The 18,594-nt window shown below is 63.5% G+C and carries 15 protein-coding genes and 2 pseudogenes; 13 read left to right on the top strand and 4 right to left on the bottom strand.

The window, feature by feature from the left end; genetic code table 11:
* The first annotated feature begins 124 nt into the window (after positions 1–124).
* Entirely contained in the window at positions 125–1,171 is a 1,047-nt protein-coding gene (gene selD, locus ASD01_RS05060; protein ID WP_234852732.1) for a selenide, water dikinase SelD, read from the top strand.
* A gap of 212 nt (positions 1,172–1,383) precedes the next feature.
* Here the strand turns inward: selD and ASD01_RS05055 are convergent, their stop codons facing one another.
* Positions 1,384–3,078: an amidohydrolase gene (locus ASD01_RS05055; RefSeq protein ID WP_200953451.1), complete on the bottom strand. Its 1,695-nt coding sequence runs from the start codon at positions 3,076–3,078 to the stop codon at positions 1,384–1,386.
* 420 nt (positions 3,079–3,498) lie between these two features.
* Between ASD01_RS05055 and ASD01_RS05050 the strand changes: the two genes are divergently transcribed.
* From ASD01_RS05050 to ASD01_RS05020, 9 genes and pseudogenes are all read left to right on the top strand, one after another.
* The gene (locus tag ASD01_RS05050; RefSeq protein WP_034787477.1) at positions 3,499–4,743 is read left to right on the top strand and encodes an acyl-CoA dehydrogenase family protein; all 1,245 of its coding nucleotides are present in this window, start codon (positions 3,499–3,501) and stop codon (positions 4,741–4,743) included.
* Positions 4,744–4,782: 39 nt separating this feature from the next.
* Entirely contained in the window at positions 4,783–5,535 is a 753-nt protein-coding gene (locus ASD01_RS05045; protein WP_060517659.1) for an electron transfer flavoprotein subunit beta/FixA family protein, read from the top strand.
* Positions 5,532–6,473: an electron transfer flavoprotein subunit alpha/FixB family protein gene (locus ASD01_RS05040; protein WP_034787472.1), complete on the top strand. Its 942-nt coding sequence runs from the start codon at positions 5,532–5,534 to the stop codon at positions 6,471–6,473. Before ASD01_RS05045 ends, ASD01_RS05040 begins: the two co-directional genes overlap by 4 nt.
* Positions 6,474–6,512: 39 nt before the next feature.
* A complete protein-coding gene (locus ASD01_RS05035; protein ID WP_034787459.1) occupies positions 6,513–7,529 on the top strand; it encodes an AraC family transcriptional regulator in 1,017 nt (338 codons plus the stop codon).
* A 109-nt stretch (positions 7,530–7,638) separates the two neighbouring features.
* A complete protein-coding gene (locus ASD01_RS05030; protein WP_051659097.1) occupies positions 7,639–9,141 on the top strand; it encodes an aldehyde dehydrogenase family protein in 1,503 nt (500 codons plus the stop codon).
* Between the two features lie 156 nt (positions 9,142–9,297).
* Positions 9,298–10,195 (top strand): annotated as a pseudogene (locus ASD01_RS36475) (NAD(P)/FAD-dependent oxidoreductase); the annotation flags it as partial.
* A 1-nt stretch (position 10,196) separates the two neighbouring features.
* A pseudogene (locus ASD01_RS36470) lies at positions 10,197–10,674 on the top strand (NAD(P)/FAD-dependent oxidoreductase); the annotation flags it as partial.
* A 1-nt stretch (position 10,675) separates the two neighbouring features.
* Positions 10,676–11,173, top strand: a 498-nt coding sequence (locus ASD01_RS34415) for a 4Fe-4S dicluster domain-containing protein (protein WP_210173928.1), incomplete at its 5' end; no start/stop codon positions are given.
* 57 nt (positions 11,174–11,230) lie between these two features.
* Positions 11,231–13,042, top strand: coding sequence for a phosphoenolpyruvate carboxykinase (GTP) (locus tag ASD01_RS05020; RefSeq protein ID WP_034789831.1), 1,812 nt, complete (start codon positions 11,231–11,233; stop codon positions 13,040–13,042).
* Here ASD01_RS05020 and ASD01_RS05015 read toward each other — a convergent pair.
* The 3 genes from ASD01_RS05015 to ASD01_RS05005 all read right to left on the bottom strand — a co-directional run bounded on the left by ASD01_RS05015 (position 13,033) and on the right by ASD01_RS05005 (position 15,480).
* Positions 13,033–13,338, bottom strand: coding sequence for a GNAT family N-acetyltransferase (locus tag ASD01_RS05015; RefSeq protein WP_063979488.1), 306 nt, complete (start codon positions 13,336–13,338; stop codon positions 13,033–13,035). The two genes, ASD01_RS05020 and ASD01_RS05015, sit on opposite strands and share 10 nt — an antisense overlap.
* Positions 13,339–13,451: 113 nt before the next feature.
* Positions 13,452–14,216, bottom strand: a complete 765-nt coding sequence (locus tag ASD01_RS05010; RefSeq protein ID WP_034789829.1) for an SDR family NAD(P)-dependent oxidoreductase — start codon at positions 14,214–14,216, stop codon at positions 13,452–13,454.
* Positions 14,217–14,439: 223 nt separating this feature from the next.
* A complete protein-coding gene (locus ASD01_RS05005; protein ID WP_034789827.1) occupies positions 14,440–15,480 on the bottom strand; it encodes a LacI family DNA-binding transcriptional regulator in 1,041 nt (346 codons plus the stop codon).
* A gap of 251 nt (positions 15,481–15,731) precedes the next feature.
* Here ASD01_RS05005 and ASD01_RS05000 point away from each other — a divergent pair, with 251 nt between their 5' ends.
* The 3 genes from ASD01_RS05000 (at position 15,732) to ASD01_RS04990 (ending at position 18,586) form a co-directional block, all read left to right on the top strand.
* Positions 15,732–17,015, top strand: coding sequence for an amino acid ABC transporter substrate-binding protein (locus ASD01_RS05000; protein ID WP_034789825.1), 1,284 nt, complete (start codon positions 15,732–15,734; stop codon positions 17,013–17,015).
* A 96-nt stretch (positions 17,016–17,111) separates the two neighbouring features.
* Positions 17,112–17,858, top strand: a complete 747-nt coding sequence (locus ASD01_RS04995) for an ABC transporter ATP-binding protein (RefSeq protein WP_034789824.1) — start codon at positions 17,112–17,114, stop codon at positions 17,856–17,858.
* Positions 17,858–18,586, top strand: coding sequence for an ABC transporter ATP-binding protein (locus ASD01_RS04990; protein ID WP_034789822.1), 729 nt, complete (start codon positions 17,858–17,860; stop codon positions 18,584–18,586). The genes ASD01_RS04995 and ASD01_RS04990 overlap by 1 nt, the downstream gene beginning before the upstream one ends.
* The last annotated feature ends 8 nt before the right edge of the window (positions 18,587–18,594 follow it).

The following is an 18,594-nucleotide window of genomic DNA, read 5'->3' as shown; positions in this document are numbered from 1 at the left end:
AGGAATTGAATGGCATTTGCCCCGAAAAGTCATGGTCTTGCCCGGGATCATCGGTCATGATCGCGAGCTGCGACAGGGCCGCCTTTGACGCAACCGTATGAAGGGAGTTCCAACCGTGAGCAGTATTTCCGCTTCTGCCGAACCGCGCCTGACCTCGCTTGCCCATGGCGGCGGCTGCGGCTGCAAGATCGCCCCGGGCGTGCTTCAGGACATTTTGCGCGGACGGGTACAACTGCCGGTCCCGCCGGAACTTCTGGTCGGCATTGAGACCTCGGACGATGCAGCGGTCTATCGCCTAAACGATCACCAGGCGGTGGTCGCCACCACGGATTTCTTCATGCCTGTTGTCGACGACCCCCACGATTTCGGCCGGATCGCCGCGACGAATGCCATCAGCGACATCTACGCCATGGGCGGAACGCCGATCTTCGCACTGGCGCTGGTCGGCATGCCGGTCAACGTGCTCTCGACGGAAACCATTGGCGCCATCCTCGACGGCGGGGCGGCGGCCTGTCGGGCGGCCGGCATTCCGATCGCCGGCGGCCACACGATCGATTCCGTCGAGCCGATCTACGGTCTCGTCGCGATCGGCCTCGTCGATCCGGCCCATCTCAAGCGCAACAGCGGAGCCGAGCCGGGTGACGTGCTGATCCTCGGCAAGCCGCTCGGCGTCGGCATCTTTTCCGCGGCGTTGAAAAAGGGCGCGCTCGATGAAGCCGGCTATATCAGGATGATCGAAAGCACCACGCGCCTCAACACGGCCGGACCCGATCTCGCGCGGCTTTCCGGCGTGCATGCCATGACGGACGTGACGGGTTTTGGCCTTGCCGGCCACGCGCTCGAAATGGCGCGCGGGTCGAACTGCCAGGTCCGGGTCGACTGGTCCGCCGTTCCCCTTCTGGAAGGTGCTTTCGATCTGGCTGCCGCCGGTTTTGTCACCGGCGCCTCCGGGCGGAACTGGGCAAGCTATGGGCAGGACGTGGCCTTTGCCCGCGAGATGGGCGCGATCGACAAGGCGCTGCTTTGCGATCCACAAACGAGCGGCGGCTTGCTCGTCGCCTGTGACCGGTCGTCCGCGCAGGCGGTGCTCGACCTGTTCGACAAGCACGGTTTCGGCGCGGCGGTGATCGGGGAAACTGTGGCCGGGCCGGCGGGATTGGTGATCGCGTAGCCTTTGGCGCTTACCCGGCCCTGCCGAGCTTGGCTGCGTCTCTCTAAGCCAAATCTCGCGTCGACCAGAGTGGTCGCAACGTCTTTCGTCGGGACGGGTTGGTCCCGGCGATGATCGGTGTATTGCGGCCGGGCTGTGTCGGCCGCAACAAGATGGATGCGGAGGCACGATCTCGCCACGCCGTGACGGTTGGGGTGCGCTTCTGACCCCGGCTATTGCTCGGCAGACCGGAGCGCGCCGGCATCGTACACGACCTTGCCGCCAAGCAGGGTCAATACCGATCGGATGGTATCGATCTCGTCGACCGGCATCGTCATGTAGGGCTTGTCGAGCACTGCGAGATCGGCGAGCTTGCCGGCGGAAAGCGTGCCGCGATCCTCCTCGGCAAAGGCGATCCATGCTGCGTTTCGCGTGTAAAGCCGCAGCGCCTCTTTGCGCGTGAGCAACTGGTCGCTCGCCTTCTGCACCGTGCCTCCAAGCGAACGCCCCGTCAGGTGGTACTCTATCGCCTGCCAGACGCCGGCGACGCCGATGCGTGTGGAGTCGGTGCCGCCGGCGACAAGCAGCCCCTTGTCGATGGCAAGGCGCGTCGGTGGTGAAACGGCTGCGACAGCCGTGCCATTGGCGCCTGCGATGGCCGCTCCCTCGAAATAGGGACCCATCTGGACGGTGTAGGCGAGACCCATCTTTTGCATCCGGTCGAGGGTCCGTTCCGATCCGGTGTTGAGGTGGGCGATCGACCACCGGAGGTCGTTGAGCGGGTGCGTCTTGTGCACCTCTTCGAAAACGTCGAGGATGGCGCTCGCGGCGTCATCGGTATAGGCGTGGATCTCGACGGGGATACGCCGTTCCGCAGCGAACTGCGCGACTTTCAAGAGTTCGTCGCGCGCTTCCTTTGGCGGAGCGAAACCCGGCCCCATCTGCACGCCGTCGTTCATCGCAAAGACCAGGGATTCGCCAAGACCCAGGAAGCTCAGCGTGCCGTCGTCGTGGACGGCGGGACGGAACGACATGATTTCGCGGAACCATTCGGCTTCTTTGCCGGGATGGGCCGCCGGAATTCGGTAGCCGGCCCTCAGTGTCAGGCCGCCTTCGTCCCTGAGCGCGAAGAACGGTTCATAGCCGACGGCCGGCCCTGCGGAAGGGTCGATGAAGCCGGTGACGCCGACCGCGTTCAGATGCGAAAAGAAGACCTTCAGGTTCGCCTTGCGCTCGTTCTTGCCGATTGCACTGAGTTGTCCGAAGAGCACGTTGAACGAGCCGATGTTGCCGAAGAGCCTGCCCGTTGCGCGGCTTTCTTCGTTGCGCTCGATCGTGATGCCGGGCGGCAGCTTCGGCGCAGCACTGTCGAGAGCAAGCAGCTCGATCCCCTTGGTGTTCACGAGCGCGTAGTCGTAGAGATATTGCACATAGGCCGGCGTCTGCGGGAGGGTCTTGTCGAGGTCGGCGACGTCAGGCGCTCGGCGCTCGGCGAACTGGTCCGGATGCCAGGAGCCGACGACCGCGACCCACTGGTCCCTGGCACGATCCCGCGCCGCAGTCTTCAAGGCTTCAAGCGCGCTCGCAAGGCTCGTTTCGTCATGCCAGTAGGTCTCGAACGGATAAGTCTGGCCGCCGCGGATCGCGTGGATATGCGTATCGACAAGGCCGGGAATGACCGTGCGGCCGCCAAGGTCCAGGACCTCCGTATCAGGTCGCACCAGGTTCTCGATGTCCTCGTCGCTGCCGACCGCCACGATGCGGCCATCGGAAATGGCAAGCGCTTCCGCCGCCGGTCGAGCCTCGTCCATGGTGACGATCGTCCCGTTTCTGAGCACGAGGTCGGCACTATCGTTTGCCAAGGACGATTGCGTGAAAACGGCAAGCTGCGCCGCGGCGAGGCAGAAGGTCGAAAACCGGCGGATCAAGGCACTCTCCTCAACAGGATCGGTGAAACCAAACTGGCGGAGGGCGCGGGTGGTTCGCGTTGCTTTCTCCGGCAGGTGCGGCGTCGGATGGTGGCCGAGCCTCTTCGCCACGCCTGAGATAGCGGGCCTAAAAAAGATACGGACGCTACAAACCGGCGGTAGGCGCCGAAATCGAGCCACAGCGTCTTAAAAATAGGACAAGGATTTCGGCGATTGCCGATCCAGACTGCGATCGCAGGTGGAGCCGGCGAGGCGAAGGCCGGCGATCACTTGCTTCCGATGGCGCGCTGAAAGTCCACGCCGAATTGGACGATAGTCCACCAAAAGAGCACACTTGGACCTCATCTCCACCGGAACGGCAAGCTACCAATCTCTCGGCAGGATGAGGAACCCGCCAGATCAGAACCAAGGGAGCGAGAAATGATCCACGCCGATGACGGCTCACTGTCCCAGGAACAGCGAATGATGCGCGACAGCTGCCGCGCCTTCGTCGACGACGCGGTGACGCCTTTCATTCGATCGAACTGGCAGCGCGAATGGGACATGAGCCCGGGTGAGCGGCTGCCGCGCTCGATCCTGGAGGGCGCCGAAACGATCGGCGTCCGCACGCTCGGCGTGCCGGAAGCCTATGGCGGCGTCGACCTGGAGCGCGAGACAGAGGTTAGAACCTTCGCGCTGATCTCCGAAGAAATCGCTCGTGGCGACTCCGGCCTTGCCGACAAGCTGGTGCAGAACTGGAAGGTTTCGATCCTCCTGCGCGAATTCGCGCCAAGGCACCTGCAGGACAAGTGGTTTCCGCGCCTTCTGGCGGACCCGCAGTTCCTGCTGGCCCATTGCCTTACCGAGCCGCGCGGCGCTTCGGACCGCTGGCTACCCTACAATGTGCCCGAGGCGGCGATGCACACGAAGGCCGTGCTCAAGGACGGGCACTGGGTGATCAACGGCCGCAAGCAGTTCATCTCGAACGGCTTCGATGCGAGCCTCTACGTCGTCTATGCCAATACGGACTCCTCCGTCGGCATGCTGCAGGGAACCTCGAGTTTCCTCGTGCCGCGCGACACGCCGGGCCTGACGGTGACGAAATGCAACGAGACCATGGGCTGCCGTTTCATGAACAACGGCGAGCTGGTGTTCGAAGACTGCCGGGTGCCGGCGGATCACCTTCTCGTCCAGAACACAGCCCTTGGCAGCGCCGGGCAGTATTTCCGCGCCGGCAAGATCATCCAGGCGGCCAAGAACCTCGGCGTCGGCGTCGCCTGCTTCGAGCGCACGGCCGACTATGTCCAGAACTATGTGCAGGGCGGGCGTATTCTCATCAAGCACCAGGCGGTGGCGCTCAGGCTCGCCGACATGGCGACCCGGATCGAGGCGGTGCGCGCGCTGATCGAGCGGGCGTCGAGGGCCGTCGACGAGCGGCATCCGGACATGGATATTCTTTGCAACATGGCCAAGGTCTACGCGTCGGAGGAGATCATGAAGGTCGCGACCCACGCGCTGGAACTGCATGGCGGCAACGGCGCAATGCTGGAGTTCGGCATCGAGAAGCTGTTCCGCGACGCCGCCATCTTCCTGCACATGGACGCGACCGTCGATGTCAGCCGGATGAAGATCATCAAGACCATGTTCCCGGCAACCGCCGGCAAATACGCAGGCCCTGAAAACTAGGACCTGTCGGAGGAGTTGGCGGGCAAGGGAGGACGAAGGATGAAGATATTGGTCGCGGTGAAGCGCGTTGTCGATCCGAACGTGAAGGTGCGGCTACGGGCGGATGGCAGCGGTCTCGACCTTGCCGCCGCCAAGATGACGATGAACCCGTTCGACGAGATCGCTGTCGAAGAGGCGGTCCGTCTCAGGGAGGCGGGCATCGCCTCCGAGGTGGTCGTCGTTTCCGTCGGTCCCGAAAAGGCGACGGAGACATTACGCACTGCACTGGCGATGGGGGCCGATCGCGGCCTCCTCGTCCGGACGGAGGCGACGACCGAACCGCTGGCGGTCGCCAAAGCGCTGAGCGCCGTCGCCGGCGAAGAACAGCCGGCCCTGATCCTTCTTGGGAAGCAGGCCGTCGACGATGATTGCAATCAGACCGGACAGATGCTGGCCGCAAAACTCGGTTGGCCGCAGGCGACCTTTGCCTCGCAGCTCACCGTCAATGGCGATCGCGCCACTGTCATTCGCGAGGTCGACGGCGGATCGCAGACGCTCGCGCTCGCCCTGCCGGCAATCGTCACGGCGGATCTGCGCCTGAACGAGCCGCGCTACGCGTCGCTGCCGAACATCATGAAGGCCAAGAAGAAGCCGCTGGAGGAAAGGCAACCTTCGGACTACGGCCTGGTCATCGAGGAGCGCCTGGAAGTCGTCCGCCTCGAAGAGCCGCCGACAAGGGCCGCCGGCATCAAGGTGAAATCGGTGGCGGAGCTTGTCGAACGGTTGAAAACGGAAGCGGGAGTGCTGGCATGAGCGTGCTTGTCTTGGCCGAACACGGCAATGCGCAACTGGATGAGGCAACGGCAAGGGCGGTCAGCGCCGCGCTTTGCCTCGGCAACGACGTTCACGTGCTCGTCGCGGGCAAGGGGTGTCACGACGCAGCCCTGGCTGCCGCCGGTCTCGACGGCATCTACAGGGTCCTGGTCGCGGATGGGGAAAGCCTTGCCAACCAACTTGCCGAGCCGCTCGCCGACCTGATCGTCGCCTTGTCGGGAAACTACGATGCCATCGTCGCGGCATCCACCTCGACCGGCAAGAACGTGATGCCGCGCGTCGCGGCACTGCTCGACGTCATGCAGATCTCGGACGTGATTGCGATCGATGGTCCTGACCTGTTTCGCCGTCCGATCTACGCCGGCAACATCGTTCAGACGGTGCGCTCGAAAGACCCGAAGCGCGTTCTGACGATCCGGGCGGCGGCATTCCGGCCCGTGGGTCAGGGGAAGGCGAAGCCAATCGAGGTAGTCGACGTTGCGCCGGGCTCCTGCCGTTCGACATTCGTCGCCAATGCTCTAGCGGCTTCGGAGCGGCCCGAACTGACCTCGGCGCGCATCGTCGTGTCCGGCGGGCGCGGTATGGGCTCGGCAGACAATTTCGAGACGGTGCTCGCGCCGCTCGCCGACACGCTGGGGGCGGCATTGGGTGCGAGCCGCGCGGCCGTTGACGCCGGCTATGTCTCGAACGACCTTCAGGTCGGCCAGACCGGCAAGATCGTCGCTCCCGACCTCTACATCGCCTGCGGCATTTCCGGCGCGATTCAGCATCTGGCGGGCATGAAGGATTCGAAGGTGATCGTCGCGATCAACAAAGACGCGGAGGCACCGATCTTCCAGGTTGCCGATTATGGTCTCGTCGCCGATCTCTTCGAGGCGGTTCCCGAGTTGAAAGGGACGCTCGCAAGCGCGACTTGAGCAGGTGGCATCGGCACTGAGGCAAACAGGGGGGACGAGATGGCAAGGACAGATGGGCAGCCGGGCGGCGATCCGGATCAGGACGTGGACGACACCCTGTCGGCGCCCTTTCGTTCCTACGCGCTCGAACGGGCCGATGCGCCTCGCTTCCACATTCGTCTGGTCGAAAAGACACAAAGGCTCTATCCGGCGCACAAGCACGACTACTTCCAGATCGTCTATTTCATGACCGAAGCGCCGACGGCGCGCGTCGGCCTCAGATCCTACAAGCCGCAGCCGGGCTCGGTTTATTTCATCGCGCCGATGACCCCGCATCAGATGCGCTTCAGCAGCGCGTCGCGGTCCGTCGTGATCTACTTCGACCTCGATTTCCTCCGGCCGGGCATCACGCGCTCTTATCCGATACAGGAACTGGTGCGCATTGCCCCCGAACTCACGCCCTTTGCCTGGCAGGGGCACATCGACTTTAACCTGGACGAAGCCCAGGCGGCGCGCGTCGAGGAGGCCTGCCGGGTGATGATCCTTGAGCATGCCGAGGATCGGATCTGCACGGGGGAGATCATTCGCGCCGAGCTGACGCTGATGCTCGGCAGGATCTGCCGGGCCTATGAGGATCGTTTCGACGAGTTGTCACCGGTTCTGCCGGCGATCGGCCGGGACAGCGGACATATGCGCCGGATCTCAGATTTCATCGCGGAGAATTACCTGCGCTCGCCGACCCTCGATCAGGCGGCCGCCTACGCCAGGCTTTCCCGCAGCCGCCTCTGCGCGCTGTTGCGGCAGCATACGGGCACCAGCTTCAACGCGCTCATCCGCGAGATGCGCATCGATGACGCGCGCGAACGCCTGGTGCTGACCGACGAGCCGATCGGGCAGATCGCCTATGCGGTCGGCTACACCGACGAGAAGTATTTCCTGCGAGCGTTTCGAAAGTCGGTCGGAATGACGCCGACGGCCTATCGGGTGAAACGGTTGAGCGACCTCGCCGTACCCGCGACGACGCGGCGCGGTCTCGGTGCGCGGGCCCCGGGCCTGATGCCAAGGAGCAGGAGCTAGCGGATCACACGGAACCAGCCGGACGACGGGATTGTCCGACGGACAGAGAAAAGCCTGACCGGGATGCGGTCCGGCATGTGCGGTTGATTGCAACATGGGAGGAGTAGCAATGCTTAAGAATGTCGAGGATCAGGCGCGGGCGCCGCTCCGGATGTCCGGCCTGTTCGTGGGTGGGGAATTCCTGGACGACGGCGGCGCCACCACGTTCAGCGTCGAGGAGCCGGCAACCGGGGCGACGATCGCGCATGTGACCAATGCATCGGAGGCCGACGTCGACCAGGCAGTCAGAAGCGCCCGCGGCGCCTTCCAGTCCTGGCGCGACCGTTCCCCGCGCGAGCGCGGCCAGATCCTGCGCGAAGTCGCCGCCCATATTCGCAAGCATGTGGACGAACTTGCCGAGATCGAGGCGCGCGAAGTGGGCAAGCCACGTCGCGATGCGCTCCGCTTCGACGTGTCGTTCTGCCATGCCTGCTTCGACTATTTCGGCGGTCTCGCCGACACGATCCACGGCGAGATCCTCGATCAGGGACCGATCGAGGCGCGCATCAACTACGAGCCCTATGGCGTAGTGGCCGCGATTCTGCCTTTCAACTGGCCGCCGATCCACTTTTCCAAGAAGTGCGCGCCGGCGCTCGCCGCCGGCAACACCGTCGTCATCAAGCCCGGCGAGCAGGCGCCGTTGACGGTGTTGCGCCTCGTCGAACTCGCCAATGAGATCCTGCCGCCGGGCGTTCTCAACGCGGTCGCCGGCATGGTCTCCGGCCCGGCACTTGCCGCCCATCCGCTGGTCGAGCGCATCACCTTCACGGGATCGACGATGACGGGCCGGCGCGTGCTGCAGTCGGCCGCGCAGAACCTCACCTATGCCACGATGGAGCTTGGCGGAAAGAACGCGCTGATCGTGCTTCCCGATGCCGATCTCGACGTCGCGATCAACGTTGCGCTCGAAGGCATGTTCTACAATCAGGGAGAGGCCTGCACATCGACATCGCGCATCCTCGTGCACGATAGCCTCCATGACCGGTTCCTGGAGCGGTTCGCGCGGGCGACCGAGAAGCTGGTCGTCGGCGACGGACTTGATCCGGCGACCGATATCGGCGCGATGGTCGATGCGAAGCACCGCGACAAGGTTCTGTCCTATCTCGACATCGCGCTGAAGGAAGGAGCCCGCCTCGTCACCCAGGGCAGGTTGCCGACCGACGAGAGATTGAAGGACGGCTACTGGGTCGCGCCGACGGTTCTTGCAGATGTTACGCCTGACATGACCCCGGCGCGCGAAGAGATGTTCGGTCCGATCGCCAGCATCATGCGGTTTTCGACCGAGGAAGAGGCGATCCGCATCGCCAATGACAGTGAATACGGCCTGACGGCGGCGATCTGCACGACCGACGAGGCCCATGCCGGCAAGATCGCAGCCAAGCTCGAAGCGGGCATGATCTTCGTCAACAACTACATGCGCCGCGCCTTCCTCGGCTCGCCCTTCGGCGGCCAGAAGGGAAGCGGTTTCGGCCGGGAAAATACGGCGGAAACGCTGCGCGAGTTCATGCGCTCAAAGAACGTCCGGTTTCCGTCGGGCCGGGGGAGCATCCCGACCTGGCCACCGAAGGAGTGAGTTCTTCCTGATCCAGATCTATTGAACCGAACCTCCAGCACGGTGACGACGCCCCGTCTTCGGCTCGTCGCCGTGCGAACTTCTAGCGGTCCTCGGCGAGGGCGGCCGTCGCGTTTCGCGCGGCTCGCCTCAGTAGGGCCGCCAATTGATAGGCGCATGCAGATGGTTGAACGCGAGAGCATGGAGTTCGACGTTGTGATCGTCGGTGCGGGGCCGGCGGGTCTTGCCGCGGCGATCCGGCTGAAGCAGGTCAATCCGGAGCTTTCGGTCGTCGTCTTGGAAAAGGGTGCCGAAGTCGGTGCGCATATCCTGTCGGGCGCCGTCGTCGATCCCATCGGCATCGACCGGTTGCTGCCGGGCTGGCGCGACGAGGCCGACCATCCGTTCAAGACCGAAGTGACGGACGACCACTTCCTGTTCTTAGGACCCGCCGGCTCGATCCGCCTGCCGAACTTCCTGATGCCGCCGCTGATGAACAATCACGGCAACTACATCGTATCGCTTGGGCTCGTCTGTCGCTGCTTTGCCGCCACCGAAGTGCTCTACAACGACGAGGGTGCGGTCATCGGGGTTGCCACCGGCGACATGGGCATCGAGCGGAACGGCGAACCGGGCCCGAACTTCGCCCGCGGCATGGCGCTGCTCGGCAAATACACGCTGATCGGCGAGGGCGTGCGCGGTTCGCTCGCCAAGCAGCTGATCGCCAAGTTCGATCTCTCGAAAGACCGCGACGTCCAGAAGTTCGGCATCGGCCTGAAGGAGCTCTGGCAGGTCAAGCCCGAGAACCATCGTCCGGGCCTGGTGCAGCACTCCTTCGGCTGGCCGCTCGGCATGAAGACCGGTGGCGGCTCCTTCCTCTACCATCTCGAAGACAACATGGTCGCCGTCGGCTTCGTCGTGCACCTCAATTACAAGAACCCCTATCTCTTCCCCTTCGAGGAGTTCCAGCGCTTCAAGACGCATCCGGCGATCCGCGGCACGTTCGAGGGCGGCAAGCGGCTTTCCTATGGCGCACGTGCGATCACCGAGGGCGGTTACCAGTCGGTACCGAAGCNAGACGCATCCGGCGATCCGCGGCACGTTCGAGGGCGGCAAGCGGCTTTCCTATGGCGCACGTGCGATCACCGAGGGCGGTTACCAGTCGGTACCGAAGCTGTCCTTCCCCGGTGGTGCGCTGATCGGCTGTTCGGCCGGTCTCGTCAACGTGCCGCGCATCAAGGGCAGCCACAATGCGGTGCTTTCAGGCATTCTCGCGGCCGAGAAGCTGGCGGCAGCGATTGCTAGTGGCCGCGCCAATGACGAGCCGATCGAGATCGAACGCGGCTGGCGCGACAGCGCCATCGGCCAGGACCTGAAGCGGGTGAGRAACGTCAAGCCGCTGTGGTCGAAGTTCGGCACGGCGATCGGCGTTGGGCTCGGCGGTCTCGACATGTGGACCAACCAGCTGTTCGGCTTCTCCTTCTTCGGCACGCTGAAGCACGGAAAGACCGACGCGCAGTCGCTCGAACCCGCAGCGCAGCACCAGAAGATCGANAACGTCAAGCCGCTGTGGTCGAAGTTCGGCACGGCGATCGGCGTTGGGCTCGGCGGTCTCGACATGTGGACCAACCAGCTGTTCGGCTTCTCCTTCTTCGGCACGCTGAAGCACGGAAAGACCGATGCGCAGTCGCTCGAACCCGCAGCGCAGCACAAGAAGATCGACTATCCAAAGCCGGACGGGGTTCTGACCTTCGACCGGCTGTCCTCGGTGTTCCTGTCGAACACCAACCATGAGGAAGACCAGCCGGTCCATCTCCAGGTGAAGGACATGGATCTGCAGAAGCGCTCCGAGCACGACGTCTATGCCGGTCCGTCGACGCGCTACTGTCCGGCCGGGGTCTACGAATGGGTGGAGAAGGACGGGAAGGACGTCTTCGTCATCAACGCGCAGAACTGCGTGCACTGCAAGACCTGCGACATCAAGGACCCGAACCAGAACATCAACTGGGTGCCGCCCCAAGGCGGCGAAGGCCCGGTCTATCCGAACATGTGAGTTCGGGAGGCGGGCCGCGCGGACCGAATTCATTATTGCCAAGCGAGAGACGCATCCATGCAAGACCCGACTGTCATAACCAACCCCGTTCTCAGCCAATGGATCGACGAGGTTCGGGCCCTGTGCGAACCGGATCAGGTCCATGTCTGCGACGGCAGCGATGCGGAATACAGGCGTCTGTGCAGCACCCTTGTCGCCGCGGGCACCTTTATCCGGTTGAACGAAGCGAAGCGCCCAAGCTCGTTCCTCTGCCGCTCCGATCCCCGCGATGTCGCCCGCCTCGAACATCGCACTTTCGTCTGCACCTCCAGCCGGGAGGACGCAGGGCCCACCAACAATTGGGCAGATCCTGCCAGCATGCGCGTGGAGCTTTCGCGATTGTTCAAGGGATCGATGCGCGGGCGCACCATGTATGTGATCCCGTTCTCCATGGGGGAACCCGGCTCGGACCTTGCGATGATCGGGGTTCAGATCACCGATTCCGCCTATGTCGCGGTCAGCATGAAGTTGATGGCGCATATCGGCCTGCCGGTCCTGCGCGCACTTGGCACGCGCGAATTCGTGCGCTGCCTGCACTCGGTCGGAGCCCCGCTCGCGCCCGGCGACCGCGATGTGCCGTGGCCCTGCAACGCGGAGCACAAATATATTGTGAGCTTCCAGGACGACGGCTCGATCGCATCCTTCGGTTCCGGCTACGGCGGCAATGCGCTTCTCGGCAAGAAGTGCCTGGCACTGCGCACGGCCTCGCTGAAGGGCCGACAGGAGGGGTGGCTTGCCGAGCACATGCTGATCATGGGCGTGGAGGATCCCACTGGGAAAACGACCTATGTCGCGGCCGCCTTTCCGTCCGCCTGTGGCAAGACCAATTTCGCCATGCTTCTGCCGCCCGAGGGTTTTGCGGGATGGAAGGTCAAGACGGTCGGCGACGACATCGCCTGGATTCGGCCGGATGCGGACGGCAGGCTGCGGGCCATCAATCCGGAAACGGGCTTCTTCGGGGTTGCCCCGGGCACCAACGAGAAGACCAATCCCAACATGATGGCGGCGATCGCGCGCGAGACCATCTTCACCAATTGCGCGCTGACGCCCGACGGCGACGTCTGGTGGGAGGGCATGACGGAGGAGGCGCCGCCGGCGTTGGTGGACTGGCGCGGTCTCGACTGGACGCCTCAGGCCGGTCGCCCGGCCGCGCATCCGAACGCCCGTTTCACCGTTTCGCGCGACCGCTGCCCGAGCATGGACCCATCGGCCGCGCACCCCGCCGGCGTGCCGATCTCGGCCTTCATCTTCGGCGGGCGGCTTTCCCACACTTTTCCGCTTGTCTTTGAGGCAAGGGACTGGCGCGAGGGCATCTACTGGGCGGCAACGCTGGGGTCGGAAGCGACGGCGGCCGCGGAAAATCAGGCCGCGACCCGGCGCGATCCCTTCGCGATGCTGCCCTTCTGCGGCTACAACATGGCCGACTATTTTGCCCACTGGCTTTCGATGGGAGACCGGCTTGTGAATGCGCCGGCAATCTTCCGCGTCAACTGGTTCCGGCGTGACGAGGACGGTGCATTTCTCTGGCCGGGCTTCCGGCAAAATATGCGCGTGCTCAAATGGATCGTGCAGAGGACGGAGAGGACTGGCGGCGGAAAAGCCACGTCGATCGGCCTTGTGCCGGGCTATGACGACATCGACTGGCATGGCCTCGACTACGACCGCCAAACCTTCGACGCGCTGATGAGGTTCGATCCGGCCAAACTCGCCAAGGAACTGCAAAGCCACGACGTCTTGCTGCAGTCCTTCGGCCAACGATTGCCGTCAGCGCTTTCCGCCATTCGTCGCGCCTTGCTCGACGGGGTTGACCAGACGCCGGATCAAGCCTGAGGTCCCGGGCACGCCGCCCCGTCATCCAGCCAGGCGGTGGTCACGGCCACCGTCTGGCTCAGCATTGCCGGGCGTTCAGCCGTCGCGATCACCCGTGCGTTTCGCGCGCGAAGAATGTCGAAGACGCCGGTCGCAAGCCGCGTGCCGATCCCCTGTCCCGACAGGGTCTGCAGCACTTCCGTGTGCGTGAGAACGACCCGGCCGTCCTCCAGCCGATAGTAGGCAACGGCGATCTCGTCGCCGATCGGCAGCTCGAATCGAGACGCCTGAGTGTTATCGATGACCTTTTCGACCATTTCGTCCCTACCTTCCTGCAACCGTTATCCGCGCCGTCGCTGTGCCCTGGACTATAGGAGGGACGAGACATCCGCGCGACCACTCTGTCGCGCGGATGCGGAGTTCTGTGGTCTCAGAGCGCCCGGCCGCCATCCACCTGGATGATGTGGCCGGTCGAAAAGCCGAGCAACGTCGCGCTCGCCAGGATGGCGGCGGCGATGTCGTCGACTTCGCCGATGCGGCCGAGCGGGGTCGAGGACGCGACCTTGTCGTTGAAGTCCGAGCCTCGCCCGGGGACGAATTGCGTGTCGACGACACCAGGAGAAACCGCAAGGACCCGGATTTCCGGGGCAAGGACGCGGGCGAGCGCCTTGGTCATCACGTCGATGCCGGCCTTGGCGGCGCAATAGGCGATATTCGAGCCAATACCGGTGAAGGCGGCGATCGACGAGATGGAGACGACGAGCCCGTCGCCGGATTTTTTCAAAAGTGGCGCGAAGGCGCGGATCGCCGCGAACTGGCTTCGCCAGTTCACCTTGAAGATGTCGTCGATCAGTTCATCCGTCAGCGCGTCGAGATCCCGGTGGGCGATAGGCTTGGTGAAGCCCGCGGCATTGACCAGCACATCGAGCTTGCCGAACTTCTGTTCGATGGTGCGGGCAAGGTCGCCAAGAGCGCGGGAATCCGTGATGTCGACGGCATATCGGGCATGACGTTCAGCGTTCGCAAGGGAGGAAATCACCGCATCCGCGCTTGCGGCCCCCTGTTCACGCGGCGTGTGGGTGATCAGCACGGTCGCTCCCGCATCTGCAAACAGGCGCCCTGTTGCGGCGCCGATTGCGCCGTTTCCGCCGATGACGAGAACTGTCTTTCCAACCAAGGACCGCGGATACGCCATAAGTTCCTCCCTCTTGACGTGATGTCTTTCAAGCCGACGGAAACGTCCGCCCGGCAATTTGACGGTTGATCGATGCGACCTTAGGGCAATCGATTGCACGAAACAATAGGCAATCGATTGCATGAAGGTTCGCGGAAAACGCTCGCGCAGAGGCGTTCGCAGGGGAAAGCGGTGCGAAGGGACCGAAACCGCCGATTCGTCGCGAGCTGCCGGCTGGGGATTGTCAGCGCTTCTGCGCTGCCACCGGTCCCGTGCTTTCGCGTTCCAGGAGCTCCACCGGCAGCACGGTCTCGAGCGGAATGTCGTCGTCCGCGCCGGCATTCATCAGGCGCAGCAGGATCGATGCGGCGGTGATGCCCGCATCATACTGCTGGATGCGGACGGTGGTGAGCCTTGGACGCGCGAGTTGCAGGAACGGCATGTCGTTGAAGCCGCTGACGGAAATGTCCGATGGACAGTCGAGGCCGTTCTCCCGCAAGACGTCGATGCAGCCGAGCGCCAGGCGGTCATTTGCGCAGAGCACGGCGGTAAAGTCGTTTCCGGAGGCGAGCAGCTCGCGCGTGCAGCGGGCGCCTTCGTCCTCATCGAAGCGCATGGCGGTGACGATGAGCTGCGGGTCGATGTCGATCGACATTCTCTTGGCGGCGTTGCGGAAGGCGGCCAGGCGTAGCTGCCCGGTCGAGAGATCCTGCGGCCCGGCCAGATGCGCGATCCGCCGGTGGCCGAGTTTCGTCAGGTGGCGCAGCATTTCGCAGATGCCCATGTCCTCGTCATTGATGACATAGGGGATGTTCGAATTCTCCACGCGCCGGTTCAGCGTCACCACCGACAGGCCGTCCTGGGCGGCCTTGGCGATCGAGGGGTCGCTTCTAAGCACCGCTGCATGGATAAGTCCGTCGACACCCCGATCGCGCAACACTTCGAGAAGGCGAACCTCGCGCTCGCGCTCGCTGTCGGTGTTGACGATGATCGACGCATAGCCGAGCGGTTCCAGAACGCTTTCGATCCCGCGCAGGATCGGTGGGAAAATCGGGTTGGTGATATCCGGAATGACGACGCCGACCGTCATCGTCCGGTTGGTGCGAAGCCCGAAGGCGATGCGGTTGGGGCGATAATCCAGGCGTTCCGCCGCGGCCTGGATCTTCGCCACGACCTCTGGCGTGATGCTCTTGCGCTCGGTCGGGTCAAGGGCGCGCGATACGGTCGACACATGAACGCCGGTCGCGCGCGCAATGTCCTTCAGCGTGGTTCGTTTCTTCTGCATGTGTCACCTCTCGCCTCCATTTAAAATCTTGCCGGAGGTTTTGCAATCGTTCGCATGGATGCTTGACAAAGCGCAAACGGTGCGCATAATCGCCCATGTGCAATCGTTTGCATATTCAGTTTGCGGCAGGGCAGTTGAGGAGCTGGCCTGCCGTCGATCGAACAGTGCGCAAGTTTCGTCCGGCGTGGCCGGGCGATTTGTTTTTCGCTTCAATGCAAACGATTGCGCGCAAATGTCTGGGAGGAGACAAAATGGGACTCAATCGGCTGATCGCGGCAGCAACCGTCAGTGTGCTTTCGGCAAGCACCGTTGCGAGCGCTGCGGAAACAATACGGATCGGCGCATCGCTGCCGATCACCGGTGGCCTTTCGGTCAGCGGCGAGAAGCATAAGCGGGGCTACGAACTCTGCAACAAGCTCATCAATGAAGCGGGCGGCATTCTCGGCAAGCAGGTGGAGCTGATCGTCAGCGACAATCGCTCCGACCCTGCGACGGCCATCAATCAGTACGAACGCTTCATCAACGTCGACAAGGTCGATGCCGTCTACGGTACGTTCTCGAGCCGCTTGACCTTTCCGGTCGGCAACGTTCTGTCCAAGTACAACATGGTTCACCCGGTTCCCTCGGGCGGTGCGCTCCGGATCTATGCCCAGGGCTACAAAAACCTCTTCTATTTCCAGGTCAATGCTGCCGAATACACAGGCAAGGACGTGATCGGCCTCCTGAAGGAGATCAAGGATCCGGCGGATGCGCCGAAGACAGTCGCCGTCGTCCATGCCGACGACTTCTTCGCCAATGCGATCGCCACCGGCCTTCTCGGCCAGAAGGTGATCGATCCCGCCAACGACAAGGAAATCGCCGACCTCGCGCCCGGTTACTTCAAGGAAGCTGGCATCGAGGTGGTGATGGAGGAGAAGTGGCCCGAGGAAGGCTTCAACGACTGGCTGAACCTTGCCAATTCGATCAAGCGCTCCGGCGCTGAAATGATCGTCGGCCTGACGGCTTCTGCGGAAGAGGCGGTCCAGCTCATGCGGGCGCTCAAGACCGTCGGCGCATCGGCAAAGCTCGTCTATCTCAGCCAGGGTGCCCAGACGGAGTTCATCGAGGGTGTGGGGAACGACGCGGCCGATGGCGTCGTCATCCACACCACCTGGCACAAGGATGTTCCGTTCAAGAGCACGCTTGCCGGAAAGCCCTTCGACAACGCCGATTTTGTGAAGGCGTTCGAAGCCGAATATGGTGTCGAGCCGGATGAAGACAGCGCCATCCCTTTCGCCGTCTGCCAGGGTATCGAGCAGGCCATGGTTGGCGCCGGCAGCACGGATAACGCCAAGATGGGCGAATGGCTGCACGCCCGCACCAAGGAACAGCCTGTCCAGACAGTGCTCGGCGATTTCAGCTGGGACGATCTCGGCCTGCCCGTCGAAAAGTCGCACATCATGACCCAGTGGCAGGATGGCAAGCTGACCTTCGTCTACCCGACCGGCCAGTTCGAGGGCATCGTGCCCTTCCGCTATCCCAAGTCCGGTTTCTGACCCTTTGCGAGGCAGAGGAGGGTGTTTCGCTCGCGAGGCGCCCTCCCGATTGGCAGGCATCTACTACCCAATTTCTAGTACAAGGAGATCGCGCGGATGCTCGAGGTTAAGAACCTGTGCAAGCACTACGGCGGAATTCGCGCCGTGGACGGCGCAAGCTTCAAGGTCGAGAAAGGCTCGATCACGGCACTCATCGGGCCGAACGGCGCCGGCAAGACCACGGCCTTCAATTGCATCAGCCGCACCGTCGTCCCGACCTCGGGCGAGGTCTGGCTGGATGGCGAGCGGATCGACAATCTGCGTCCGCACAAGATCACGGCAAAGGGCCTGAGCCGGACCTTCCAGATCTCGCGCAACCTCGCTGACATGACGGTGCTGGAAAACGTGATCGTACAGGCGCGCTGCCGCGGCTTTGCCGACCTGTTCCGGCCGGCGGTCTCGGCGGAAGAGCGCGACAAGGCAATGTCGATCCTCGATTTCCTCGGGATCACCCGCATTGCCTACGAGGATGGGCACAACCTGTCCTACGGCCAGAAGAAGCTGATGGATCTGGCAGCGCTGCTGATGGCCGATCCGAAAATCATCCTGCTCGACGAGCCCGCCGGCGGCGTCAACCCGACGCTGCTCGAAGAGATCGTCGGCCACATCCGGGCGCTCAACGCCAAGGGCCTGACGGTGCTGATCGTCGAACACAACATGGACCTGATCATGCGGCTCTCGCACCGCGTCGTGGTCATGGCGCACGGGCGGGTAATCTGCGACGGCACGCCCGATGTGGTGCGTCGCGATCCGCATGTGCTCGAAGCCTATCTGGGCGGCGTACTGGAAGAGGAAGCGGCCTGATGAGCGATCTCCTGCAAGTCACCAATATCACCGCCGGCTATGGCGACGGCCCGGCCATTCTCGATGGCGCGCGGCTGACGGTCGAGCCAGGCAAGGTCCACTGCATCATCGGCCCGAACGGCGCCGGCAAATCGACGCTGCTGAAAGCGATCTGCGGCATGCTGACGATCCGCAAGGGCGACGTCATCTTCAAGGGCGAGCGGCTGAACGGCCTGCGCCCCGACCAGATCCTGCGCAAGGGCATCTGTTTCGTACCGCAGGAACGGGCGCTGTTTCCGAAGATGACGGTGCGCGAAAACCTGCGCATGGGCGGATATGTGCTCAACGACGCAAAGCTTCGTGACCGCCGCATCGACGAAATCCTCGAGCGCTTTCCGGTGCTGCGCGAGCGCGCCGACCAGCATGCCGGCACCATGTCGGGCGGCCAGCAGCAGACGCTTGCGATGGCGCGGACGCTGATCGTCAAGCCCGACATCGTCATGCTCGACGAGCCCTCCCTCGGGCTGGCGCCGAAGATCGTGCAGGAGATGTTCGACATCATGAAGATGATGTCTCAGGAGGGCGTCACCGTCCTGCTCGTCGAGCAGAACGCGATGATGGGCCTCAAGAATTCCGACTGGGGCGTTGTGCTCGATCTCGGCCGCACCCTCTTCGAGGGGCCGGCCGAGGCGGTTCTGGCGGACCCGCGCATCCAGGAACTTTACCTCGGCGGCCGCAAGGTCGCGTAGCGGAGGAC

The organism is Ensifer sp. Root423, from assembly GCF_001426275.1.
Taxonomy (GTDB): Bacteria; Pseudomonadota; Alphaproteobacteria; order Rhizobiales; family Rhizobiaceae; genus Ensifer; species Ensifer adhaerens.
This window is presented reverse-complemented; position numbering and strand designations above follow the sequence as displayed.

Excerpts from the sequence above, each read along its gene's own strand:
- ASD01_RS05015 (WP_063979488.1), bottom strand. The coding sequence starts at position 13,338 with ATGGTCGAAAAGGTCATCGATAACACTCAGGCGTCTCGATTCGAGCTG.
- ASD01_RS05020 (WP_034789831.1), top strand. The coding sequence starts at position 11,231 with ATGCAAGACCCGACTGTCATAACCAACCCCGTTCTCAGCCAATGGATC.
- ASD01_RS05005 (WP_034789827.1), bottom strand. The coding sequence starts at position 15,480 with ATGCAGAAGAAACGAACCACGCTGAAGGACATTGCGCGCGCGACCGGC.
- ASD01_RS05050 (WP_034787477.1), top strand. The coding sequence starts at position 3,499 with ATGATCCACGCCGATGACGGCTCACTGTCCCAGGAACAGCGAATGATG.
- ASD01_RS05030 (WP_051659097.1), top strand. The coding sequence starts at position 7,639 with ATGCTTAAGAATGTCGAGGATCAGGCGCGGGCGCCGCTCCGGATGTCC.
- ASD01_RS04995 (WP_034789824.1), top strand. The coding sequence starts at position 17,112 with ATGCTCGAGGTTAAGAACCTGTGCAAGCACTACGGCGGAATTCGCGCC.
- ASD01_RS05045 (WP_060517659.1), top strand. The coding sequence starts at position 4,783 with ATGAAGATATTGGTCGCGGTGAAGCGCGTTGTCGATCCGAACGTGAAG.
- ASD01_RS05000 (WP_034789825.1), top strand. The coding sequence starts at position 15,732 with ATGGGACTCAATCGGCTGATCGCGGCAGCAACCGTCAGTGTGCTTTCG.
- ASD01_RS05040 (WP_034787472.1), top strand. The coding sequence starts at position 5,532 with ATGAGCGTGCTTGTCTTGGCCGAACACGGCAATGCGCAACTGGATGAG.
- ASD01_RS05035 (WP_034787459.1), top strand. The coding sequence starts at position 6,513 with ATGGCAAGGACAGATGGGCAGCCGGGCGGCGATCCGGATCAGGACGTG.
- ASD01_RS04990 (WP_034789822.1), top strand. The coding sequence starts at position 17,858 with ATGAGCGATCTCCTGCAAGTCACCAATATCACCGCCGGCTATGGCGAC.
- ASD01_RS05010 (WP_034789829.1), bottom strand. The coding sequence starts at position 14,216 with ATGGCGTATCCGCGGTCCTTGGTTGGAAAGACAGTTCTCGTCATCGGC.